The following is a 24,002-nucleotide window of genomic DNA, read 5'->3' as shown; positions in this document are numbered from 1 at the left end:
AGTGTGACATAGGTCGCACGGCGGTAGATACGGGGCGGGTGGTGGATGCCGGGCTCCCGCGCACGCCCAACGCTCAGTGACCGCGCGCGGCGACCCGCCGTTTGCGCACGAGCGCAGGCAGCAGGGCCAGCGCCGCCAGGGCGAGCACCAGGTTGCCGGCCAGCGCGACGGTGAAGGCCCCGGCATGGACGTTCGGGTCCGCGGCGGCCTCGTGATCGCCGCCGAGCGCGGCGGAGAAGACCAGGCCGAGGACGGTGACGCCGAGCGACATGCCGATCTGCACGGCCGTCTCGAGCACCCCGCCGGCCGCACCGGCGTCCTCGGCCGGCACGCCGCGCAGCGCGGTGCCGATCAGGAGGCTGACCCCGAGCCCTTCGCCGAAGCCGATCACGGCCAGCGCCGGCAACAGGAGCCGGCCGGTCAGGCCGCTCCCGGCGCTCCAGGCGGTGAGCAGCAGGGCCAGGGTGCCCGCGGCGTTGGCGGCGTACCCGACGGTGAGCACGTGATGGCCGATCCGGGCCTCCAGACGCGGCCCCAGCAGTGAGGCCAGCGCGAAGGCCGCCGCGAGCGGGAGGAAGGTCAGGCCGGCGGCGATCGGCGAATGCCCCATGCCGTTCTGCAGCTGCAGCGTCAGAACGAAGAACAGGCCCGCGTTGCCCGCGAAGAAGACCACCGCGAGCGCGTTGCCGGCGGCGAACGCCCGCCGCCGAAACAGCGCGGGATCGACCAGCGGGTCACCGCCGCACGCGGCCAGAGCGCGCTCCCAGGCCAGGAAGGCGACGGCGGCCGGCGCCGCGGCGATCAGCGAGATCCGGGTCCAGGCCGGCCAGCCGGCCTGATGGCCGAACGTGAGCGGCACCGACAGCAGGAGCAGCGCGGTGCTCAGCAGCGCGACACCGGCCGGATCCAGGCGCGCCCTCCGCCCGGCGGCGCGTCCGGCGGGGAGGACACGGGCGGCGCCGGCCAGGGTGAGCAGCCCGAGCGGGACGTTGACCAGGAACACGTTGCGCCAGCCCAGCCCGAACAGATCCAGGTGGATCAGCAGCCCGCCGATCACCTGGCCGGCGATGGAGGCCAGCCCGATGGTGGCGCCGAAGACGGCGAACGCGATGGCACGGGCCCGTCCGGTGAAAGACGTCTGCAGGAGGGCCAGCACTTGCGGGTAGAACATCGCCGCCCCCACGGCCTGCAGCGCCCGGAAGGCGATCAGCGCCGCCGGGCCGCCGGCGAGCCCGGCGGCCAGCGAGGCCAGCGTGAAGACGGCCGTCCCGGTCAAAAACAGCCTCCGGGCGCCGAACAGGTCGCCCAGGCGGCCGCCGGTGACCAGCAGCAGCCCATACACCAGCACATAGCCGCTGACGGCCAGCTCGACCTGCGCGAACGTGGCGTTCAGCGAGGCCTGGACGGACGGCACCGCCACGTTCACGATGAACGAGTCCATGATCGCCATGAAGGTGCCGGCCATGGCCACCAGCAGTGCCCACAGGCTCTGCCCGCGGATCCGTTCCGTCCCCGGCCCGGGGAGCGGCTCGCCGCCGGCCGCGTTCTGCTCGATGCCCCTTTCCGCCGGGACCTCGGTCGGTGAGCTCATCTTGAGTCCGCTTCCTTTCCGCTGCTTCGGACCCTCAGCACCGTCGTCCCTGCGGCGGGCCGGAACAATGGCGAAGCGGATCACAGCGGATAAGCGAGAGTTATCGATGCTGGAGCGGCACGAGATCGACAGTTTCCTGGTGCTGGCCGAAGAGCTGCACTTCGGACGCACCGCCGAGCGTCTGCGGCTGTCCCAGGCCCGGGTCAGCCAGATCATCGGGAAACTGGAACGCAAGATCGGCGCGCCGCTGTTCGAACGCACCAGCCGCCGGGTGAGCCTCACCCCGCTGGGCGCGAGACTCCATGCCGAGCTGGAGCCGCTCGTCCGGCGGATGGACGCGGCGGTGAAGCGGGCCATCGCAGAGGCGAAGGGGGTCGAGGGCCTCCTCCGCGTGGGATTCCTCGGCTCGGGCGCCGGCGAGCTCACCCAAAAGATCATGGACACGTTCCGGTCCCGGCATCCCGGCTGCGAGATCCGGATGCGGGAGACGCACTTCGCCGACCCGCTCGGCCCCCTCCGCGACGGGGAGGTCGATGTGCTGCTGACCCGCCTGCCGGTCGAGGAGCCCGACCTGACGGTGGGGCCCGTGGTGCTGGCGGAGCCGCGCGTCCTGGCCGTCCCCGCCCGCCATCCGTTCGCCCGCCGCCGGAGCGTCCGCCTGGAGGACCTGGCCCGCGGCACGGTCTTCGGCGTGACCGGGCCGGCACCGCGGTACTGGTGGGACTTCCACGTGCCCCCCAAGACGCCCAGCGGCCGGCCCATCCCCCGCGGACAGTCGGTGGCCACCTTCCAGGAACTGCTCGCACTCATCGCGGCCGGCCAGGGCATCTCCCCGGTCGCCGCCTCCGTGGAGCGCTACTACGCCCGCCCCGACATCACGTTCGTCCCGATCGAGGACGCCCCGCCCACCGAGGTCGCCGTGGTGTGGCGGACGGCCGGCGCCACCGCCCGCGTCCGCGCCTTCGCCCGGGCCGCCGCAGACGCCGTCCGCGCCAACGGCGGCCCGGCCCGCTACTGAAAGCCCTGCCAGTGGGGCCAGGGAGCCTTGAGCCCGGGCGGCTGGTGCGGGCCGATGGCCACGTGCTCGAAGACACCGACGCCGTTCCGGCCGTCCGAGCGGTGGACGATCTGCTGGGCGTGCACGTTCTCCACCCGCGGCGGGTCGGGCTCGGCCGGCCGCCAGGACTCCCGGTGCACCCGCCCGCCGCTCGTGGCTGTGCACGGGGTGGTGATAGCCCCCTAGCCTTCGTCCTTGGCGTCGCGCTCCTTGCGCAGGCTCAGCAGCAGGTCCTGGTGCAGCTCCATCCAGATGTCGTGGTAGGAGTCGGCGAGGGGGCGTGCGAACGCCGTCACGTCACCGCCTCTGACCCGCTCCAGCGCGTTCTCCAAACGCCCGAGGTAGGCGCCGAACCGGCCGACGACCGCGGCCAGGTCCTTCAGCACCACGGTGATCCGGTCGTGTATCCGGCCCAGCCGGGCCACCACGCCGTCGTCGTAGGCGCGGTCGGTGTGGTCGTTCGGCCGGCCCGTGTCCGAACGCACCTGCCAGTCGGTGCATACGCGCTTGAACTCACCGTTGACCGGCAGGAACGCTTCATAGGCGGCGGCCAGCGCCGACCGCCGCGCGGGGTCGGCGACGTCGCCCTCCAGCAGCTCGGCGTGGGCGTCCCTGCCCGCCGCCGTCAGCGTGCTGCCGGCCAGGTGGCCCTCCCGCCGCACGATGAGCCGCTCTTCGGCCAGCGCGGCGAGCTGTGCGGCCACGTCCCCGGCCGGCAGCCCGCAGATCGCGGCGACCAGTTCCTCGGAGGCCAGGCCCTTCACCCGCAGCGCGTGCAGCACCAGGAACCGGGGGTCGCTTGCGGTGGTCGTGGTCATCGGGTTCCCTCCCTGGAGCCCCGCCTTGCGGCGAGGCGGAACGGACTGTTGCAAAGCGGCAGGTCTCGGGGCCGCTGCCGGCCCCGGCGGGAGCCTGCGGGCCGCCGTGGGCCCGCCCGCGGGCCGGAGGCGATCACCGCGTGCTTTCCGCGGCCGAGGCCGTGATCATCTCCCGCAGGGAGTTCTCGCTGAGCTTGCCCGTCGGCAGGCGGGGGAGCCGCTCGACGAACGGCACCTCCTTGGGCGCCTTGAAACGCGCCGGCCGCCGGCGGCCTCCACCACCGCGGTGACCTTCTCGCCGAACTCCGGGCCGGGCGTGCCGATCACGGCCGCGTCCAGCACGCGCGGGTGAGCGGTCAGGACGTCTTCGATCTCCACCGGGTGGATGTTCACCCCGCCGGAGATGATCGTGTGGCTTTCCCCGCCGCTCAGGTAGAGGAAGCCCTCCTCATCGAGCCGGCCCAGCACCTCGGCCACCGCGGCGGAGGCGACCACGGAGCCGGGGGCGTTGCCGCCGGGCGCCTCGGCCGGCGGCGCCATCAGCTCGGTGACGGTCAGGTGCCGGTTGACCGGGGTGACGTAGAGCCCGGTGCGCATCCCGGCGGCGACCACCACCGGCCACTCGATCCGGTTCTCCATCACGATCACCAGGGGGCCGTCGCGCCGCACCCCGCGGGCGCGCAGGAAGTGCGCCGGCCGGTTGGAGCGTGCGTCGAGCTCGCCGTGGCCAAGCGATTCGCCGCTGCTGGCCATGACGTGGGCTTGCGCGTCCGGGCGCCGTCGCGCGATCTTCGCCGGATGCACGATGCGGGACCGCCTTTGTGGTCGACATCACTTAGTTTGTGAATACTAAGTCGCTTAGTGATGCGGTGCAATGGGTTGAACCCGCTGGGTATTCATAGAGACTTCGCAGCTTTCGCTGCTCGATTCCCTGGTATTCCTTCTCTTCCCAAGCACTCCCCGATATGTTTTAGTGATACTACGTTCGCAAACAGGCGGCCGGGCGAGGAGGGATGGCGATGCCCCCGGGAGCCACCGTCGACCTGATGGATCTGAGCGCCTTCGCCGAAGGCCGCGACCATGAGATCTTCCACGTGCTGCGCGACCACGACCCCCTGCGCTGGAACGACGAACCGGATCGAACGCGGACTGCACATCAACGTGCGGCCGGAACCCGAGCGGCTGCAGGGCGGCTTCTTTCGCGGCATCAAGCGCCTTCCCGTCCGGCTGGTGAGCGACCATGGCTGAGCACGGCCGCCGGCACGACGAGTGGCTGGGCCGGGCGCCTTGCCCGATCGACGGCGAGTGGGCGACCCCTGCCGGGCAGGCCTCACCGGCGGTGGCACCCCGCACCGAAACCGCGATCGGCGAGGTCTCCAAGGGGGGGAGGAGCCGATCGACGCCTGGCCGGCGCGCCATCCGCGGTCCGGACCGGCGGCCTGCGACACCTCCAAGGCCGCGCTCGCGATGTGGACCCAGTGCCTTGCCGCGCGTCTGCCGCCCCGCCGCGTGCGGGCCGTCAACGTCAGCCCCGGCCCCGTGCAGACCCCCATCCCGACGACTTCCGCGCCACCATGGGCGCCGACCGCTTCGACGGCGCGGTCGCCCTGCTCCGCAGGCACGGCACCCCCGACGAGGCCGGACGCCTCGTGGCGGAACGGCATCGACGTCCCCGTCGAAGACGGCCTGCACGCCGCCCGCCGGCACCGCCCGTGACCGGAAAGGAGCCCCGCACCGAGATGGCTTTGCGCAGCACCGGTGACGTTCACCTGCTCGATGGCACCCGCCCGCTGACCCGGGAGGCCGTCGGCGGCAAGGCCTACGGCCTCAACCGCATGAGCGCCCTGGGACTGCCGGTCCCGCCCGCCTTCGCGATCGGCGTCGGCGTCTGCCCGGCCTACCACCGGGCGGGCGGCCGAATACCGGACGCCGTCTGGACCGGCGTGCTGGACCACCTCGCCGAGCTGGAACGGCGCACCGGCCGCCGCTTCGGCGAAGCGGACGCGCCGCTGCTGGTCTCCGTGCGCTCGGGCGCCGCGCGGAGCATGCCCGGCATGATGGACACCGTCTTGAACCTCGGCCTGACCGAGACGCTGCGGGACGCGCTGGCCGAGCAGACCGGCGACCGCGACTGGGCCGAGGACACCTGGAGGCGGTTCGTCCGCTCCTACACCGGCACCGTCGGGACGGCGCCACCGGCCGACCCCATCGAGCAGTTGCGCGCGGCCATCGGCGCTGTCTTCGGGTCGTGGTTCTCCCGGCGCGCGGTCGCCTACCGGCAGCGGCACGGGATCGACGACCTGGCCGGCACCGCGGTCACCGTGCAGGCCATGGTCTTCGGCAACCTGGACGCCGACTCCGGCACCGGGGTGGTGTTCACGCGCGACCCCAACACCGGCGAGCCGGGCCTGTCCGGCGAGTGGCTGGCCCGGGCCCAGGGCGAGGACGTCGTCTCCGGCGAGCGGACGCCGCAGCCGCTGGCGGCCCTCGCCGAGGCACAGCCGGACAACCACGCCGAACTGGTCCGCATCGCGCGCGTCCTCGAGGAAGACCACCGCGACATGGTGGACATCGAGTTCACCATCGAATCCGGCAGGCTGTATGTGCTGCAGGCGCGGGCGGGCAAGCGCACCCCGCTGGCCGCCGCCCGGATCGCCGTGGACCTGGCCGGCGAAGGGCTCATCGACCGGCGCACCGCGCTCACCCGCATCACCCCCGAGCAGGCCCGCCGGCTGGAAGAGCAGGGCGGCGTCGGCTCCGGCGGCGAGAAGCTCGCCGAAGGGCTCGGGGCGAGCCCCGGCGTCGGCGCCGGGATCGCGGTCACCGACACCGAGGAGGCGCTGCGGCTCTCTGATGAGGGCAAGGCCGTGGTGCTGGTGCGTCCCGCGACCTCGCCCGAGGACGTGCCGGCGATGTTCGCCTCGGCCGCGGTCGTCACCGAGCACGGCGGCAGTACCTCCCACGCCGCGCTGGTATGCCGGGAGATCGGACTGCCCTGCGTCGTGGGGTGCGGGGACGGTGCCATGCGCGGCTTGGCGGGGCGCACGGTCACCGTCGACGGCACCGCGGGGATCGTCCTGGCCGGGCCGGCCGGCACTGAGCGGGGCGGCGCAGAACATGAGGCGGTCCGCACGCTCGCCTCGTGGGCGGGCGAGCTGACCGGACGCACGGGGCCGCTGCCGGAGCTGCTGGAGGCCGTCGTTGACGCCGCATCCACGGAACAGTAGTGTGAATTTCCGTTCACAAATTCTGGCGGGGTAAGACCGTGGCGACGAAGACCGGCGGCAAAAGCCCGCGCAGCTCCTCCTTTCCCGAAGAAGAGCGGGAGAACGAGGCCGCGCGGCAGCACATCCGACGGCTCATCGCGAGCCTGATGCCGGAGAGCCCGGAGAAGAGACCGAACAAGCGGGGGCAGGAGACGCGGGAGAAGCTCATCGCGGCGGCCGCGGCCTGCTTCGGCGACTACGGCTACACCCGCACCAGGATCTCCGACATCGCCGGCCGTGCGGGCACCGCCCAGGGCAACTTCTACCGCCACTTCTCCAGCCTGGACGAGATCTTCCTGGCCGCGCTGCAGCCGGCGCTGGAGGAGCTGGCGTCGGCCTCGGCGCCACCGGACCCCTCCGGCGATGAGCTGCGGAACCTGATCAACCAGAACATCACCTACCTGCAGACCTACAGCCGCCACCGACACCTGCTGCGAGTGATGCGCGAGGCCGCCGCCGCCAGCGAGAACGAAGGCTTCGCCTCCCTGTGGCTGCAACTGCGCGCAGGTTTCGTGAAACGAACCCAGCGCTGGCTGGAACGCCTCCACGAACAGGGCAAGATCGGCTCCGCGAACTTCGAACTGCTCGCCGAAGCCCTGGGCTCCCTCACCGAGCAAATGGCCTACGTGCACGTCGGCCTGCTCCCGGTGGCCCCGCGCCCGGAGCGCATCCGGGAACTCGCCACGGTCATCGGCGAGGTCTGGTACCGGGCCCTGCCCCCGGTGGAGGAGAAGGCAGCGAAATAACACCCGGCTGCGGCCCGCTGGTCTCCCGGCCGTCCGGTCTGAAACCGGCTCGCCGCCGGGCGGCCGAGCAGCGGGTCACCTCGCCGAAAGTGCCCAGCCACGTCGCCTGCGGAGCGCACGACTCCGGCACGCTCTGCGGGACGAGTCGCGGCGTTCGGCGCCGCTGCCGCCTGCGATGAGCACGTCTCCCTCCATGATCACTCCGTGCCCGCCGGTGCCGATCCCGCGTTTCCCATTCCGCAGCACCGGTTTTATTCCGGGGTCCAACACCCGGGACCAGGCGGGCAGGATCTTTTTATCCTGCGCCCCCAGATACAGGCAGCGGCCGGCCGCGTCGAATCGCAGGGTCCCCCAGAGCGCTATGTCGAGCAGATCGCCGGATTCATGCATCGGAGATGGTGTCGGTGATTTCAGCGCGGGATGGGGGAGCGGCCACCGGAGACGACGTGGCCGCCACCGCGGGCACAGGGGCGGGCCGGTCCCTGCGGTGTTGGACGGCCTGCTCTGACAGCCGGCCGGCGAGCCGGCGCATACCGGTGCCGCGGCCATCATCTGTGCAAAGGCCGAAACGAGGCCGCATTGCTTCCATTAAGATGTGCGGGTCGTCCCGGAATATGTTGCGTCTGTTCTGGTGCGCGGCCGCTTTATTCGCTGTCCAACGCGGGAGTCGGGAAAATGCGTCATGAGGAGCTGCCGCCGGCCATAGGCAAGTACCGGCCCCTGTCGCACCTGGCCACCGGCGGCATGGGCCGGGTGTTTCTCGCGCTGGACCCGCAGGGGCGGACGGTGGCCCTCAAGCAGCTCCATCCCGCCATCGCCGATGACCGGAAAATGCGGGAGCGGCTGCGCCGCGAGGTCGCCGTGATGCAGCGGCTGCGCAGCCCGCGCATCGCCGAGCTGGTCGACGCCGACCTGGACGCCGATCCGCCCTACATCGTCACCCGCTATGTGCAGGGAAGGACGCTGCGCGAGGTCGTCCAGACGGACGGCCCGCTGCGCGGCGAGGCGCTGCTGCGCACGGCCCGGGGGATCGCCGAGGCCCTGGTGGCCGTGCACGGGGCCGGGCATGTGCACCGCGACCTCAAACCGTCCAACGTCATGATGGTGGACTCCGACCCGGTGCTCATCGACTTCGGCATCGCCCAGGAGCAGGACGCCACGCGCCTGACCCGCGACGGGGGCGTCACCGGGTCGGTCGGCTACATGGCCCCGGAGGTCCTGGAGGGCGGCCCGGTGGGACCGGCCGCCGACGTCTTCGCCTGGGGCGCGACCGTCGCCTATGCCGCCACCGGCAGGCCGGTCTTCGGCGACGGCGGGATGCAGGCGGTGGCGCTGCGCACCCTGCAGGGCGCGGCCGACCTGGCCGGGGTGCCCGCGGAGATCCGCCCGCTGGTCACGGCCGCCCTGGCGGTGCCCGCCGCCGCGCGCCCCGACGCCCGCACCCTGCTCGGCGCGCTGTCCTCCCCGGACGCGCTCGCCTCCTTCTCCGCCGCGCACCCGGCCGTTCGCGCTGTCGGCACCGCGACCCACCCGGCCCCGTCCCAGGCCACGGACCGCAGGACGCTGTGGACCATCGTCGCCGGGGTGGCCGCCGCGCTGGCACTGACCGTCCCCGCCGTCCTGATCACCGGGTATGTCAAAAACCGCGGATCGGGCGGCCCCGCGGCGCCGGTGATCCAGTCCGGTTTTCCCAGGCCGACCTACACCGGCCAGATAGCCAATTGGGCGGAGGGAAAGAAGTTCGCCGACTTCCTGGCCGGCAACGTGGGACGGAAGGTGTACATCAGGTCCCCGCTGGACGAGTCGATAACCCTGCTGGACGGACTGGGGAAACCCTACGGATCCTCCGGTGAATCCTCCGGCGACGACACCGCGGCGTTCTTCGTTTTCTGGACGGACTGCCCTGAGAAACTCGCACCCGGCGAGGAACCGACCAACGAGAAATGCACCGGCTACCAGGTCTTGATCCGGAAAGACCGGTTGAACCGGGCCGGTGTCGACTGGGTGCGCGGGGCGTACTGGTTGACGGGCAATTTCGAGGTGACGGGCGGGGTGATGCACCAGGGAATCGTGGGCTTTGCGCTCGTCCCCACCGAGGCCGCCTGAGACCACCGCCCCTGCCCGGGGGTACGACCGGCGGGGGAGGAGCGGAAGAAGCGCGCAACGAGCCTGACCGTCGGCGGTGCGCACACAAGACGGACGGCCACGGCCCTGTGAGGCCGTCACGTGCCGGGCGGAATCCGCCGGATGCTTCGCCTCCGCGGCCTGGGGCGCCGTCCGGAAGGCACCGGAAAGTGTGGACAAATGTCCACACTTGTGCTCTGCTCTGCTCCGGATCGACGGTGATCCCCGAGGAGGACCGATGACGGACTACCCCTACGCCGGCCGGTTCCCGGTGCACCAGCGCCTGCCCGAACACGGCCGTCCCAGGGAGGAGATCCTCGCCGAGCTGCGCGAGATGGCCGCCGAAGAGGACGCCCGCTGGGAGAACGGCAAGGTCTCCGGCACCATCTACTGCGGCGACCACGCCCACTACGAGTTCATGACCGAGGCCTACGGCCTGTTCGCCCACGCCAACGTCCTCCAGCGCGACATGTGCCCCTCGGCCACCAAGTTCGAGGGCGAGATCCTGGCCATGGCGCTGGACCTCATGCACGCCGGCCACATCACCGGCACCACCCCGGCCGGCCTGGTCACCACCGGCGGCACCGGCAGCATCCTGCACGCCCTGCTGGCCTACCGGGACCACGCCGCCCGCACCCGCGGCATCACCCGTCCCAACTTCATCAAGCCCGAAACCGGCCACCCGGCCTTCGACAAGGCCTGCCACCTGTTCGGCATCGAGCTGCGCGTCGCCCCCATCGACCCGGCCACCACCCTCGTGGACGTCCGGGCCGTCGCCGACCTCATGGACGAGAACACCATCGCGATCATGGGTTCGGCCGGCAACTACGGCTACGGCACCATCGACCCCATCGGCGAGCTGTCGGAACTGGCGCTCTCCCGCGGCGTCGGGCTGCACGTGGACGCCTGCCTGGGCGGCTTCATCCTGCCCTTCGGCGAGGAACTGGGCTATGACATCCCGCCGTTCGACTTCCGCCTGCCCGGCGTCACCAGCATCTCCGCCGACACCCACAAATACGGCTACGGCTTCAAGGGCACCTCGACCCTGCTGTTCCGCGACCGCCGCCTCCGCAACGAGCTGTACTTCTTCTCCACCGGCTGGAGCGGCGGCAAGTACCTGTCCCCGGGCATCGAGGGCTCCCGCTCGGGCGGGCTGCTGGCGGCGACCTGGGCGGCGATGGTGCAGCTGGGCCGCGACGGCTACCGCGCCCGCGTCAAGAAGATCTTCGAAACCTCGGCCAGGATGCAGCAGGCCGTCCGCTCCCACCCCCAGCTGCGCATCCTCGGCGAGCCGACCTTCCTGTTCAGCTTCACCTCCGACGAGTTCGACATCTACCACGTCTACGACTTCATGGCCGGACGCGGCTGGCGCTTCAACGGCCAGCAGTACCCCAACGCCATCCACATGGCGGTCACCCTCCCGCAGACCCGCCCCGGCGTGACCGAGGAGTTCGCCGCCGACCTGGCCGAAGCCGTCGCCTACGCCCAAAAGCAGCACGCCGCGGGCGCCCGGCCCCACTCCGGCGCCATCTACGGGGGAGTGCCCGGCGGCCTGACCGACGAGGCCGACGAGTTCATCCGCCAGATCATGGCCGACATGCTCGACGCCCAGCAGTCGGTGCCGCGGCCGCCCGAGGGGAGGTGACCGTGACCGCTCCCCGGACACCGGCGGGCCTGCCCAGGGACGAAAGCTACGTGCTCACCATCGACCTGGGCAGCGGCGGCCCCAAAACCGCCCTGGTGTCGCTGACCGGCGACATCGCCTGGTACGAGCACGCCCCAGTGCCCACCCGCACCCCGCCCGGCGGCGGCTCCACCCAGGACGCCGACCAGTGGTGGCGCCTGATCGGGGAGTCCGCCCGGCGGGCGATGCGCAGCGGCACCGTCCGCCCCCAGCAGGTCGTGGCGGCCTCCTGCACCGGCCAGTGGGCCAGCACCGTCCCCGTGGACGAGACCGGGCGTCCCGTCGGCGACTGCCTCCTGTACACCGACACCCGCGCCGCCCCCCACTCCCGCGCCCTTATCGGCGGCCCCCTCGCCGGATACGCCCCCCGCCACATCCTGACCTGGGTGCGCAAGACCGGCGGCGCCCCCTCCCCGTTCGGCGGCGACCCGATCGGCCACCACCTGTTCCTGCGCCACGAGGATCCCGCCACCTACCGGGCGGCCCGCTGGCTGATGGAACCGGTGGACTACCTGACGATGCGGCTGACCGGCGTCGCCACCGCCTCCCGCGCCTCCATGACCGCCGCCTGGCTGACCGACAACCGCCGCCTGGACGTGCTGAGCTACGACGCCGACCTGGTCCGCCGGGCCGGGCTGGAGGCCGCCAAGCTCCCCCCGCTGCGCCCCAGCGGCTCCATCGTCGGCACCGTCTGCGAGCGGGCCGCGGCCGAGCTGGGCGTCCCCGCCGGGATCGCGGTCATGACCGGCCTGCCCGACCTGCACTCGTCGGCCTGCGGCGCCGGGGCGATCGAGAACTACCAAACGCACCTGGCCATCAGCACCACCTCCTGGATCGGCCTGCCGGTGCCGTTCAAGAAGACCGATGTGCTGCGCTCGATCGCCAGCGTCCCGGGCCTGTTCGACGACGGCTACCTGGTCGCCAACAACCACGAGACCGGCGGACGCTGCCTGCAATGGCTGCAGGAGACCCTGATCGGCGGCCCTCCCGACTACGCCGCGCTGGTGGCGGAGGCCGCCACCGCACCGCCCGGCAGCAACCAGGTCATCTTCACCCCCTGGCTGAAGGGCGAACGCTCCCCGGTGGACGACCGCGACGCCCGCGCCGGCTTCCACAACCTGTCGCTGACCACCACCCGGGCCGACCTGATCCGGGCCGTCCTGGAAGGCGTGGCCTACAACAGCCGCTGGCTGCACGAGGCGGTCGAACGCTTTGCCCGGCGGCGGCTGGACCCGATCCGTATGATCGGCGGCGGCGCCCTCTCCGACCTGTGGTGCCAGATCCACGCCGACGTCATGAACCGCACCATCGAACGAGTGACCGACCCGGTGCACGCGCCGCTGCGCGGCCAGGCCATCCTCACCGGCATCGCCCTGGGCGCCGTCCGCCGCGAGGAGGTACGCGACCTGGTCAAGGCCGACGCCGTCTTCACCCCCGACCCGGCCAACCGCGCCGTCTACGAACGCCTCTACCGGGAATTCCCCCGCCTCTACCGGGCACAACGCGGCATGTTCCACCGTCTCAACCGCACCCGGTGACACCGATGGCCCCAAGCCGCGGACGCCGCGCCCACCGGGAACCGGCACTGCGCCGCCGCGCCGCCCTGCTGCGCGCGGCGATCGAACTCATCGGCGAACGCGGCGTCGGCGCGGTCACCCACCGCGCCGTCGCCGCCCGCGCCGGCGTGCCGGCCTCCAACACCACCTACTTCTTCAACTCCATCGACGAACTCATCGAGGAGGCGCTGCGCAGCTGGGTCCACAACCGCTGCACCCAGCTCGAAGAACTCGCCGCCCGGATGGAGAACGAACACGCCACCCCCGCCCAGATCGCCGACGCCTTCACCCGCCTGCTGTTCTCCGACTTCGACAGCTCCGCCGAACTGACCCAGTACGAGGCCTACCTCCAGGCCGCCCGCAACCCCGCCCTGCGCGAGGCCGTCGCCCAGGCCCAAACCTCCTTCGAGAACGCCGCCACCGCGGCCCTGCGCGCGGCGGGCGCCCCCGACCCCCGCCGCGGCGCCCGCGCCTTCACCGCCCTCACCGACGGCTTCGTCCTCAACTACCTGGCCAACCCCCGCCCCGGCACCGCCGCCGCCTACCGGCAGGCCGTCCGCGACCTGTTCATCGCCTATGCGATGCCCGAGGACGAACGCACCGCCTGGGACGCCCGCCTCGACGGCCGGCCACCGCGCCAAGGCGGCTCGGACCTCAGCGTTTGACCTGATTGCGGATGGCGAGGATGGCCAACCCCAGCAGAATCGGCCCCAGGATGCGGACGACGATGTTGAGATAGCGGCCGGCCGTGGTCAGCTCGGTGTCGGGACTGCGGAAGATGACGGCGTTGACGGTGACCTCGACCGCCTTCTCCAGCCGCTCGGGCAGGTTTTTGGCGGGGTCGTCCTGCCGGATGGTCAAGGTGACGGCCTGCGGCCCGGCCGGGGTGACGATGGTGCCGGTGGCTTTCTGCGCTTTGGCATTCTGCGGGAACCCGAAGGCGGTCATGCCGGCGATGCTGAGGACGGCGACCACCAACACCCAGACCAGGGCGCGCCGAGCACGCAGCCCATATCCGGACACCGCCCAATACAGCCACAGCAGCAACCGATCGGCACTGCGTGCGGCGGCCCGGCGCATCTGCATCTCGCCGTAGTAAAAGTCGGCCGCCCCGGGTTCGTTCTTGCCTTCTTCCAGGGCTTTGCGCAGTTGCCGGTAAATCACTTCGATCCGCCGCGGCCCAAGCACCTCTACCCCAGCGGGAGCGAGGTGCCAGCAGCTGGGGTGGCCGCGGCGTTCTACGTGACGTTGGGCCTGCCAGTGATGTTCTTCAGCCAGCATACGCCGCCGGCCGGGGCCGGAGGCGAAAGTACAGTCGCCGTCGAGCTGGATCTGGTCGACTCGGTGCATCCCAGCGAAGGTGCACTCGCTCAAGTCCACATCGGTCAAGGTCAGCGACTCAACGTCCGCTCCGCGCAGCGATGTCACCGCTACCTTGGCGGGGCGATCTTCCAGATCCGGCACGTTGGGGATCGGCTGGGCCAGGGCATGCACACTGGCCGCTCCACTGCACACCAGCTCCGTGAGGTCCACGCGCGCTGAGCGCAACCGCAGCGTAACTCGCTCCACTGCCCGCATCCGCCGGGCCGACACCTGATCAGCGACGGCTTCCACTCGCATTTCCTTCTCGGCTATTGCCTCATCAAGGGACAAGGTGCTAATCCGGCAGCGCGTCCATGTAACCTCCTTAGAGAAAGACGCCTTATTGAAGTGAGCTCCATTGAAGAAGAGAGTCCTATCGAAATTAGAGTGTCCAGAGAATGAAGCTCTTTCAAAGCTGGCGATTTCGTAGAATGATGCTCCAGTGAAGGAGGAGTCTGTGGAAAAAGAGGTCGTATCGAAGTGGGCGCCTCCGAAGAATGAGGCTGCATAGAATTCGGCGTGCCCGGAGAATGATGCCCCGATGAAGTAGGTTTCTCCAGAGAATGATGTCTCGGCGAAGTTGGAATCTCTAGAAAACAATGTCCTATTGAAATTTGCATCTCCAGAGAATGATGCTTTGTTGAAGTGGATGTCTCCAGAAAATGATACATCGGTAAAGAACGTATTCTTGAGGAAGGATGCTCCGGTGAAGCTGGCATATTTAGAGAATGATGCCTTAGTAAAATCTGCACCCCAGGAAAATGATGTTCCATTGAAGCTGGTGCTTCCAGAGAATGATGCTTTGATGAATTGGGCGAATCCGGAAAACAGTGTTCTGTTGAAGTCGGTTTCTCCAGAGAAGGATGTCTGGCTAAAATCGGCAGATCCAGAGAACAAGGTATTGTAGAATTTGACGCCCTTAGAGAACGAAGCCCTCCTGAAGTCGACGTGGCCGAGGTGTGGACGGTTGTTGCGGTGAGGGTCGCAGACGGCGTTCAAGAGTCGGTTCAGTAGGTTGGGGGTGAAGGAGACGCCGCGCATGTCAAGGTCAGCCCCCGGGGGTCAGACCGGCCAAGAACTGGTCGCGAACCTGGTCGCTGGCGTGGGCCAGGCACCGGTCGCCGCCGGGTAGGGACGTGGCTTTGCAGGGCTGGGCGGGGTCGTCGGAGCGAGGATGCCCGCAGTACTGGGTGCCGGTGGTCACGGGCCGTTTCCGCCTTTCTGCAGTGAACCTTTCGACGCGCTGTTTCCGCAGGCAGGACGGGGTCCCTCGCAGTCAGAGGCGATGCTGTGACCTGGGACACGAGGTCGGGTGACGTCGGGGTTCCCGTTCCTGGCACTGAGGACACGTGCGAGAAAGGTCCAGTGGTCGCTTGCCTTCTCCAGTTGGATCACTGACGGCCTGCCGACGTTCCCTGCGCCGTGTTTTCGGACGCGTGTCAATGCGCCACACCCGACATCCACCGATGCCGAAATCCACTCCGCCCCCGATCGCGGTGACTCCCGCATCGTCAGCGGCGGCTGGGTGAACTCCCTGCCCTGCGACGGATCGGGCCTATACGCTCTGCCTGCGGCCTGCCGATGGACTCGAGGACACAGGACGGTCACCATGACGACTTCTGGATCGCCGAAGGAGACCGGCCAGTCCGAGCAAGACCCCGTCTCGCGCTCGCCTGACGAGCAGGACCCCGTCCGGCATGATCAGCTCACCGCGGCTCACCGGCGCCTGCTGGAGCGGACGGCGCACCTGCCCGTGGACGGTCCGAGGTGGGGGAGCAGGCAGTTCTTCCTCACCGCGCGGCTGGGCTTGGCCGACGAGGAGGACTTCAAACGGCGGTGGGTCGGCCACTACGCGGACACCATCAGGGCCGCCGCCCGGGAGGCGGGCATCCCCGAGTCGGTGCTGGCGGGCATCGCCTACCGGGAGGCGGGCGGCAAGCCGGAGTGGATGAACACGGCCGTGGGCTGGGTTCGCCGACGTGGCCTTTCCTCCAGGCATCCGGACAAGACCTCTTATGGCCCCATGGAGGTCCAGGTGCGCCGCGCCGCCGAGGCCTTGGGCTACGACCCGGCCGATCTCACCCCCGCCCAGCGCGGCCGGATCATCTCCTCCCTCAAGAATCCCCACCAGGGCATCATCATCGCCGCCTACCACCTGCGGGATCTGAAGAAGGAGACGTCCTTCGCCCACAAGGAGCCCCACCAGATGACCCTCGAAGAGGGCAGGGAGCTGGCCGCCCGCTACAACGGCGGCCCCTACTGGCGGGGTCGGCAGGCTCAAAGCTATGCCCGGCAGTACGAACGCGACCTGCCCAAGGCGATCGCCGCGATCAATCACACCTCGGCGTGACCGCCGAGGCGGGACGCAGGCCCTCCACACCGCTGGGCCGCTACCGGGCCGACGGCAGGGATCGACAGACCTGTCTCATCACATGGAGTTTTTAGTCTGTCTCTCTGGGTAGATCGTGAATCGTTTACGTTCGGGCTCCTCACCCCTTATGCTTCTACACGCGTGTAGAAGATGTGTGAGGGCAGGGCGAACGTCCACCTTCACCTACGGCATCCGTTCACGAGGAGGGAAGCGCGATGGCCCCGGCGGACCGGCGCTCTTCCCTCCCGGCCCTCTCCCGCGGCGTCGTGCGCGCACGCCGTCGGAAGGGGAACGGGCCGGACGCGCATCGTCCATGACTCACATCGTCCGGAGGGCACGTGGCTTCGATCGATCTGGAAAAGGTGCTGGACAAGGCGTGGGCGGACAAGAGCCTGCCGGAGATCCTGGCCGCTCCCGTCTCGGCGCTGAAGGGCGTCTCCGAGCGTGACGGCGAACTGCTCAAGGAGGCGTTCGGCGTCACCACGGTCGCGGACCTGGCCGAGCTGAAGTACGTCCGCTGGGCTCAGGCCCTGGCCGCCCTGAACGAGGCCAAGTAGCCCCCGCGCATCGGTGGTGCGGCCCGGGCCGGCGGCCGCACCACCGGCTACTTCCTCTTCCGCTCGACCCGCTCCAACAGCTCGCGCAGCACCTGCTCCTCTCCCGGCGACAGCTTGGTCACGAACCGGGCCAGCACCGCCCTGCGATCGCTTTCCGCATCCAGCACCCTGCGCATCCGCAAAGCCGCCAGGTCCGCCTCATCACCCGCCGGCGACCACACAAAAGACCGCCCCGCCTTCTCCCGTGTCACCGCCCCCTTGCGCAGCAGCCGCGTCAAAATGGTGACCACCGTGGTATAGGCGAGGGAACCCCCGAGCCGCTCCTGCACCCACGCCGCGCTCGCCGGCCCGGGCGCCTCCTGCAGCACCGCCAGCACCTCCGCCTCCAGCTGCCCCTGCCCACGCCGCCGCCCGCCTTCTCGCTCCCTCACCTCATCTCCCCCCACCGCGTACCGAACTCACCCACGGCGAGCGGTTCATCGTAGCCAGCGCCCGGCCGTACGGTCTGCCGATCGAAGTCGGCCGTGGTGTGTATAGGAGGACCTGGACGGCATCGTGTACTTGATCAACCAGATTCCCGAAAATGAACGCCAATGTCCGACCTTTTGGTTAAGGTGCTGAGCGCAGACGGGGATTCCCCGGGCGGGACGGGCGCCCGGAGCGGAGGTGGTGATGCGTCGGCAGTGCGAGCATTGCGCGGCACATGAGGGACCGGCGCCGCTGGGCTCACTCGCCGAGCAGGGCGGCGACCTTGGGCTCGTGGGACTGGAAGAGGCCACGTTGGCCGCGGTCACCGTGGACGACGTGCAGGAACTGCTGCAGACCTGTCCGTCCAAAGTCCGCCGCGCGGTATTGAGCCACGTAGGTCTCCAGGGTGCCAAAAAGGTCACCCGATGGTCCGCCGAGGCGGTGCTGCGCACTTTGCGGACGGGGGAGGGACGCCGCCGCACAGCGCTCCGGGAGATTCTCAGCAGTGGCTTCATCCATGGTTTCGGCAATCCGGACGAATTGACCGCCGAGGACTGCGGGGCGCTGCTGGACTCCGCTCGGGCCGCTGAGGTCCTCCGCCGGGCCGGCCACCTGTGCCTGTGCCTAGCCGTTCCCTGCCCCCTGTCGATCGTGTATTGGTGCCTGGCTCGCGTCATCGAACTGGACCGTCCGCTCGCCCCTGTGGCGCTCGGTCTCGTGGCGGCCGGGAGGGCGGATCTGGGCGACGGCGCCGCTGCGGCCACCGCCGCATGGAGAACCCTCTGTGAACGGCATCCCGGTCTTCCCAAGCATCCCATCGGCCTTCCTGAGCTGCGAAAGCTGGCAGAGCAGCAACTCAGCGCCCTATCGGCCACCGACCAGGAGAATGAAGCGGACATGCCCTCCGACATGACCGGCGAGGTCGCCGCGCCGACCGATCAGCCGCCCGCGCTGCCGACCATCGCGGCGATGCTCGAGGAGCTGCGCGAGCGTTTGTCCGCGGCGGCGGATGCAGCCGACCGGGTCGCGGCGGAGTTTCGGGCCGGGCGCCGCCCACAGGACGACGACATCGTACTGATCGGTGAGGCGGCCGAGTGCTTCGACACCGTGCGGGAGCAGGTTGAGGTCGTGGCTCCCGGCACGCAGAGAGCCACCGACCTGGCGGCGCTGTCCGCCGCGCTGGAGACCGCGCGCAAAGCCGAGGCGGACGCTGCCCGGATCCGAAGACTGGCGGGTCTGCAGGGCCCGGACTTCGTGGCCGACGCCCTCGACCGGGTGCGCCGGATGGCGCGTGCGGGCACCGGTGACGGCCTGGCGGCTCTGGCCGAGCTGATCGAGGTGATGGCACAGCCGGACGGTCTTCCGCGGGCGCCGAAGCTCGCCGAACAGGCACGCGCGCAGTTGCCCGAAGAGTGCCGCGTGCTGGTGGACTTCGCGCTGATGCAGCGGTTGACGATCGCCTCGCCGCCTCCCGAGGCCTCCCGCTCGGGAACGGACGACGCGGCGGATGGGGGATCGGAAGACGAGGACGGTGGCGAAGCCGCTGGTCAGGATGACCCGGATTCCGGCGGACCGGCGGATGGCGAAGCAGCCGATGCCGAGGCCGCCGAGGATGCCACACCCTCGCGTGAAGCGGACCAGTCCGCCGATGACCTGGCTGAACTGGACGAGCTGATCGCCGAGGCCTTCCCGGAGAGCTCGCCGGACGCCGACGCCTCCACGGCGAACGCGGATACGGACGGACATGCGCCCGTGAAGGACGATGCCCCCGTCGAGGTCGAGTCCGTGAGGACGGAGCAGCGGCCGGCCGCTGCATCGACCGGAACCGGTGACAGCGAGGCAGCGGGACGAGCCTCCGAGTCCGCCGCGGGAAAGCCCACCGCCACCGGCCCGTCCCTGGCCGAGACCGAGGCCACCGCGCTGCGCGCCGGGCGGTTCGGGCTGGCCGGATGGCTGCGCAGGGCCGCGGGCCGGCCGGAGGCCGAGGCCGCGGCTCGCCGCTGCGCGGCGATCGCGGCGGAGATGGCGGTCTTCGCGGGCCCGCTGTCGGCCGAATTCACGGCGGTGGCCCGGAACCTGAGCGCCAAGGCCCTCGCCGAAGATCCCGCCGGTGGCATCCTGACCTGGGCCGCCACGATCAGGGCCGGTCTGGTGCACCCCACCCCCGAGTCCACCAGACTGCTGGAGGAACTGAAGATCGTCGTCTCCGGTTTCCCCGACCTGGTCGAGTGCGGAGAGGCGTTCACCCGCGCCGCTCGCAGCGGCGCCTACTTGGGCTCGGGCGTCATCGGCCGAGCACGCGGCACGGCCGAGGCGGCGATGGTCCGTGCGCAGAGCGCACGGGAGGCGGCCCGGCTGCTGGAGGAAGAACCGCACCGCAAGATCAAGTACCAGCTGGCCACCGAGGTGTGGAAGGCACTGCTCCAGCGGGACGACCCCGTGGGCGGTCTGCTGGCTCTGGCCGCGCAGGACGACCCGGCCCGCGCGGACGAGGTCGCCGCCCAGGTCACCCGGTTGCGCGCGGCTGGCGAGATCGACCGGATGATCGACGAAAAGGTCCGTCGCATCGCAGCTCGGCGCCGCTCCAAGAAGATCATCGCGGGGGCCCGCACCCAGCTCGTCACCAAGATCGGGAACGCCTTGGACACGGCGGGCCGATGGGCCAGAGCGGTGAAGGAGAGCCGGGAACGGGAGGCCGGCGACGCCCAAGACTGGCTGCTTGGGCCGCTGGGCCAATTGCAGGAGACCATCGGGGCGAAACGGACTGAGATCCTCACCGCGCTGGAGGCGATGGCGGTCTCGGCCGATGAGGTGAGGTCCGCTGCAGCCCGGGCCGCCCACGACCTTCTGGCAGGGACGTTCGACCTGCTCGAGGGCACGCCCCTGCCGGAGAGCGAGCCGCCGATCGCTCACGTGGCCAACCGAGACCTATTGCTGGCCTCCGCACTCTCCTTGGACCCGGTGTCCTTCGAGCCTCGCGAGCAGCCCACGGTCGAGCAGCTGGCGCCCGTCGCCTTCGCCGGCGACCAGGCTTGGCGGACCGCATTCGAGAAGCGGGCCGAGCGCGGTGACCACGAGGGCACTCTCGGCATCGTCACGGTGCTGGAACGACGCGATCCGACCACGGCGGCCGAACTGCGCGCCCGGCGCGAGGAGCTCATCGCGCACGCCCGCAAGGCCCGAGACGAGCGGGTCGAGGAGATCCGCGACCTGGTGGCCCGTTGGGTGCGGGACGGAGTGCTCACCGAGGACCAGATCCGGCGGGTGGAGGAGAAGCTGAGCCCGCTGCTGGGCGACCGGCGCGACTTTGACCGGATCGATCGTGCCCTCGACCGGTTGCACGATCTGCTCGCGGAATGGAGCAGGGAAGCCATCGAGCGGGAGCAAGCCCGGCTGCGGGCGCGGGCCGCACAGGACTCCAGGGTCGCCGCCGTTCGCGACCGCATCGCCGAGCGCATCGACCAGGGTGATCTGACCACGGCCCGGGAGTTCATGGCCCAGGTCGAGGCGGGCCGGCAACTGCACGAGGTCTCCGAGGACATCGACCACCATCTGCGGCGCTTTTATCCCGCCTTCCCCAGCGCGTTCGCCGACAGTGCGGTCCGCGGTGGGAACAGGGCCCGCAAGCAGGAGAACGTCGAGTTCCTCACCGCGCTGATGGACGCGCTGCGCGCCGGCACGCACGTCGCGGACCCGGATCTGGCCGCGCTGCTGGAGGAAGCCGGTATCGACGTCCCTGCACTGCGCAACGCCCGCCGCGAGGAGTCCAGAGAAGGACTCCGGCAGTGGAGGGCATGCGGACTGGGCTCCAAGACCGCCCGTAACCTCAGGACCGCGATCACGGCCGTGCTGCGGATGATCGGGTTGGAAGGCGTGCAGCGCGACGTCACCGGGGCTCCGGGCGACCCGCACCGCGTGTGGATCGACCTTGAGCTGGAGCAGGTGGTGGGCGAGGCGCTGCTGCCGGCCTTCGGCTCGCGGATGAGCCCGTCCGGCAATCGGCTGCGGCTGCTGCTGGTGTGGCGCCGCCCGGGCCCCCAGCAGCTCATCGAGATGCTCAAGGGACAACCCGAGGACCAGACCGTCCTGGTGTGGTACTTCGGTGTGCTCTCCCCCGAGGAGCGGCAGCAGCTGGCCGCGGCCGCCCGCCGGCGGCCCGCCCCGGTGGCCGGGGTGCTCGACGACGCTGCGATCAGCTACCTGGCCTGCATGCCAGAGGCTGACTGGTCGGTCGCGGTGGCGCTGATGGCCCCCTTCACCGCCACCAATCCCTATGCTCCAGTCGGCGACGTGCCCGACGAGATGTTCTATGGCCGCGCCGACCAGCTCCGCGAGGTCACCGACCGGACCGGCTCCTGGTTCGTCTACGGCGGCCGGCAGCTCGGCAAGTCGGCGCTGCTGCGCAAGGCCGAGCGGCACATCCGGGCGACCGACCCGAACCGTGTGGTCATCTTGGAGAACATCCAGACCGTCGGCAAGGTCGCGCCGCTGGAGTCGCTGTGGTCCAAGCTCGCTGACAAACTCGCCCAGCAGGGTGTGGTCCCCCACGGGTTGGTCCGCGGCGAGCAGGTGTGCGAGGCCATCTTGGAATGGGTTCGGCAGGACCCGCAGCGGCAGTTGCTCATCCTGCTGGACGAGGCCGACCACTTCCTCAATGAGGACGCCAAGGGCGCCAAGTTCGAGAACGTTATCGCGTTGCGCAACTTGAGGGACGAGACTGAGCGCCGGGTGAAGGTCGTCTTCGCCGGTCTGCACCAGACGGCCCGCTTCCAGAGCCTGACCAACCAGCCGCTCGCCCATCTGGGCACGCCTATCGCGGTGGGGCCACTGGAGCCGCAGGACGCCTTCGACCTGCTGGTGCGCCCCCTGGCCACGCTCGGTTTCCGTTTCCCCGAGACCCTGGCGGCCCGCGTCATCGCCGAGGCCAACAACGCTCCCGCGCTCGTCCAGCTCTTCGCCGAAGAACTGCTGAAGAGACTGCGGCGCAACCCGCGCGCCACCCGTGAGTTCCCCTACGAGATCACCCCCGAGGACGTGGCAGAGGTTTGGCGGGACAAGACCCTGGCGCGCGGGTTCCGGGACCGCTTCGAGTGGACCCTCAACCTCGACAAGCGCTACAAGGTGATCGCCTACACGGTGGCCTTGCACGCCTTGACCGCGGGCGCCGACGCCGCGCTCGGCGTCGGTGAGCTGTGGGAGCAGTGCTGCTACTGGTGGGAGGCCGGTTTCGAAGACTGCAGCAGCGACGGCTTCCGCAGCCTGCTCGATGAGTGCGTCAACCTCGGGGTTCTGGGCTTGGACGCCGACCGCTACCGTCTGCGCACTCCGCACATTCTCAACCTCCTCGGCGGTACCGCCGAGGTCGAAGAGGTCCTGCAGAACGCCGAAGAGTTCGAGAAGCCGGATAGCTTCGACGCCCACTCCTACCATGGCGCTTTCCGGAACGGCCCCGAACGCTCCCCGTTGAGCAGCCGCCAGCTCACCTCCCTGCTGCGACCGCACAACCTGGTCCACGTAGTGGCGGGGTCGCGTGCCCTGCATGTGGAGCGGGTCCCACTCGCCCTTCAGGACGAGGAGACCGGCAACCCGGGTGTGAAAGTCCACTTGGTCCGCCCCGGAGAGCTCACCTTCGACGGCGCGGTCGAGCGGGCGAGCCGCCATGACGGGCACTCTGTGATCGTCGTGACCGTGCCGGAGGACAAGACCGGTCGGCAGTTCGCCGGCCGGCTCGAGGATGCGCTGGCGGCGGTCTCGGCCTCTCGCCGGGGCACCTTGGCCGTCGTGCTGGTCACCGGCGCACACTTGGCGCCGGTCTGGCGCGACCTGCAGTCACGGGACGGTGTGGATCTGGTGGAGCTGCGCCGCTTCAACCGGCTGGCGATCCGTCAGTGGATGTGGGAGGAGGCGCACGGCTTCCCCGACGATGCAGGCCAGGACGCGCTGCTGGCCTGCACCGGCGGCTGGCCGACGTTGATCGGGCAGATCGTCACCCGGATCGAAGAACAGGGCGGCGATCGGGATCAGGCTCTCCAGCAATGTCAACAGCAATTGCGCGAGGACCCCGCCGGGTTCGTCGCCGACACCGGGGTGCTGGCCGACGAGTGCCTGGCCGCGGCCTGGCGACTGCTGGTCGCCGAGAACGCTCCGGAGACCCCAGAAGACCTGGCCGAGCTGCTGAAACTGCACGGGGAGGAGTCGGTTTCGGCGCTGGAGGAGCAGTCGCTGCGGGCCCACGGCTACTGCGATACCGCCGATCTGGTGGAGGCTCTGCGGTTGTTGGGTGCGCTGGAGCCCAAGGAAGGACGGCTGGTGTGCGAGCCGGTGCTCGCCGCGGCCACCCGCAGACTGGACGGACTCCGATGACGCCGGGGGATCGGGACGCCGCCGCGCCGATCCTACGGG

Annotated in this window: 18 protein-coding genes; 11 read left to right on the top strand and 7 right to left on the bottom strand. The window is 70.2% G+C overall.

Translation table 11 applies throughout. The annotated features are described in order from the left end of the window. Nucleotides 1-73: 73 nt before the first annotated feature. On the bottom strand, nucleotides 74-1,591 hold the full coding sequence (locus TCUR_RS12705) for an MFS transporter (RefSeq protein WP_012852915.1): 1,518 nt from the start codon (nucleotides 1,589-1,591) through the stop codon (nucleotides 74-76). Between the two features lie 106 nt (nucleotides 1,592-1,697). Between TCUR_RS12705 and TCUR_RS12700 the strand changes: the two genes are divergently transcribed. Then, nucleotides 1,698-2,609: a LysR family transcriptional regulator gene (locus TCUR_RS12700; RefSeq protein ID WP_012852914.1), complete on the top strand. Its 912-nt coding sequence runs from the start codon at nucleotides 1,698-1,700 to the stop codon at nucleotides 2,607-2,609. Here TCUR_RS12700 and TCUR_RS12695 read toward each other — a convergent pair. The 3 genes from TCUR_RS12695 to TCUR_RS12685 form a co-directional block, all read right to left on the bottom strand. Continuing rightward, entirely contained in the window at nucleotides 2,603-2,788 is a 186-nt protein-coding gene (locus tag TCUR_RS12695) for a hypothetical protein (protein ID WP_041439634.1), read from the bottom strand. The two genes, TCUR_RS12700 and TCUR_RS12695, sit on opposite strands and share 7 nt — an antisense overlap. A gap of 42 nt (nucleotides 2,789-2,830) precedes the next feature. Further along, complete coding sequence (locus tag TCUR_RS12690) at nucleotides 2,831-3,466, bottom strand: hypothetical protein (protein WP_012852913.1); 636 nt, start codon at nucleotides 3,464-3,466, stop codon at nucleotides 2,831-2,833. A gap of 165 nt (nucleotides 3,467-3,631) precedes the next feature. Further along, the gene (locus tag TCUR_RS12685) at nucleotides 3,632-4,270 is read right to left on the bottom strand and encodes an AMP-binding protein (protein WP_012852912.1); all 639 of its coding nucleotides are present in this window, start codon (nucleotides 4,268-4,270) and stop codon (nucleotides 3,632-3,634) included. A gap of 276 nt (nucleotides 4,271-4,546) precedes the next feature. Here TCUR_RS12685 and TCUR_RS27070 point away from each other — a divergent pair, with 276 nt between their 5' ends. The 7 genes from TCUR_RS27070 to TCUR_RS12655 all read left to right on the top strand — a co-directional run bounded on the left by TCUR_RS27070 (nucleotide 4,547) and on the right by TCUR_RS12655 (nucleotide 13,507). Continuing rightward, nucleotides 4,547-4,714, top strand: a complete 168-nt coding sequence (locus TCUR_RS27070) for a hypothetical protein (protein ID WP_169313023.1) — start codon at nucleotides 4,547-4,549, stop codon at nucleotides 4,712-4,714. A gap of 491 nt (nucleotides 4,715-5,205) precedes the next feature. Continuing rightward, the gene (locus TCUR_RS12680; RefSeq protein WP_012852910.1) at nucleotides 5,206-6,693 is read left to right on the top strand and encodes a pyruvate, phosphate dikinase; all 1,488 of its coding nucleotides are present in this window, start codon (nucleotides 5,206-5,208) and stop codon (nucleotides 6,691-6,693) included. A gap of 38 nt (nucleotides 6,694-6,731) precedes the next feature. Then, nucleotides 6,732-7,478 carry a TetR/AcrR family transcriptional regulator gene (locus tag TCUR_RS12675; RefSeq protein WP_012852909.1) on the top strand — a complete coding sequence of 249 codons (747 nt, stop codon included), beginning with the start codon at nucleotides 6,732-6,734 and terminating at the stop codon, nucleotides 7,476-7,478. 675 nt (nucleotides 7,479-8,153) lie between these two features. Beyond that, the gene (locus TCUR_RS24975) at nucleotides 8,154-9,584 is read left to right on the top strand and encodes a serine/threonine-protein kinase (RefSeq protein WP_012852907.1); all 1,431 of its coding nucleotides are present in this window, start codon (nucleotides 8,154-8,156) and stop codon (nucleotides 9,582-9,584) included. 256 nt (nucleotides 9,585-9,840) lie between these two features. Continuing rightward, a complete protein-coding gene (locus tag TCUR_RS12665) occupies nucleotides 9,841-11,247 on the top strand; it encodes a pyridoxal phosphate-dependent decarboxylase family protein (protein ID WP_012852906.1) in 1,407 nt (468 codons plus the stop codon). Between the two features lie 2 nt (nucleotides 11,248-11,249). Further along, the gene (locus TCUR_RS12660) at nucleotides 11,250-12,824 is read left to right on the top strand and encodes a xylulokinase (RefSeq protein ID WP_012852905.1); all 1,575 of its coding nucleotides are present in this window, start codon (nucleotides 11,250-11,252) and stop codon (nucleotides 12,822-12,824) included. Nucleotides 12,825-12,829: 5 nt separating this feature from the next. Next, nucleotides 12,830-13,507 carry a TetR/AcrR family transcriptional regulator gene (locus tag TCUR_RS12655; protein ID WP_012852904.1) on the top strand — a complete coding sequence of 226 codons (678 nt, stop codon included), beginning with the start codon at nucleotides 12,830-12,832 and terminating at the stop codon, nucleotides 13,505-13,507. Here the strand turns inward: TCUR_RS12655 and TCUR_RS26485 are convergent. Both TCUR_RS26485 and TCUR_RS27065 read right to left on the bottom strand, forming a co-directional pair. Further along, nucleotides 13,497-15,245 (bottom strand): pentapeptide repeat-containing protein, encoded by a 1,749-nt coding sequence (locus tag TCUR_RS26485; protein ID WP_148233007.1) that lies wholly within the window; start codon nucleotides 15,243-15,245, stop codon nucleotides 13,497-13,499. The two genes, TCUR_RS12655 and TCUR_RS26485, sit on opposite strands and share 11 nt — an antisense overlap. A 7-nt stretch (nucleotides 15,246-15,252) precedes the next feature. Then, nucleotides 15,253-15,408 (bottom strand): hypothetical protein, encoded by a 156-nt coding sequence (locus TCUR_RS27065; protein ID WP_169313022.1) that lies wholly within the window; start codon nucleotides 15,406-15,408, stop codon nucleotides 15,253-15,255. 405 nt (nucleotides 15,409-15,813) lie between these two features. On the opposite strand from TCUR_RS27065, the gene TCUR_RS12640 reads away from it, so the two are divergent. Both TCUR_RS12640 and TCUR_RS12635 read left to right on the top strand, forming a co-directional pair. Continuing rightward, nucleotides 15,814-16,554: a lytic transglycosylase domain-containing protein gene (locus TCUR_RS12640; RefSeq protein ID WP_012852903.1), complete on the top strand. Its 741-nt coding sequence runs from the start codon at nucleotides 15,814-15,816 to the stop codon at nucleotides 16,552-16,554. Between the two features lie 359 nt (nucleotides 16,555-16,913). After that, nucleotides 16,914-17,132: a hypothetical protein gene (locus tag TCUR_RS12635; protein WP_012852902.1), complete on the top strand. Its 219-nt coding sequence runs from the start codon at nucleotides 16,914-16,916 to the stop codon at nucleotides 17,130-17,132. A gap of 47 nt (nucleotides 17,133-17,179) precedes the next feature. Here TCUR_RS12635 and TCUR_RS12630 read toward each other — a convergent pair whose 3' ends face one another. Beyond that, a complete protein-coding gene (locus TCUR_RS12630) occupies nucleotides 17,180-17,563 on the bottom strand; it encodes a BlaI/MecI/CopY family transcriptional regulator (RefSeq protein WP_041441690.1) in 384 nt (127 codons plus the stop codon). Between the two features lie 328 nt (nucleotides 17,564-17,891). Between TCUR_RS12630 and TCUR_RS12620 the strand changes: the two genes are divergently transcribed. After that, on the top strand, nucleotides 17,892-23,963 hold the full coding sequence (locus TCUR_RS12620) for a hypothetical protein (RefSeq protein ID WP_148233006.1): 6,072 nt from the start codon (nucleotides 17,892-17,894) through the stop codon (nucleotides 23,961-23,963). Nucleotides 23,964-24,002: the final 39 nt, after the last annotated feature.

This window comes from Thermomonospora curvata DSM 43183 (genome assembly GCF_000024385.1).
Classification (GTDB): domain Bacteria; phylum Actinomycetota; class Actinomycetes; order Streptosporangiales; family Streptosporangiaceae; genus Thermomonospora; species Thermomonospora curvata.
This window is presented reverse-complemented; position numbering and strand designations above follow the sequence as displayed.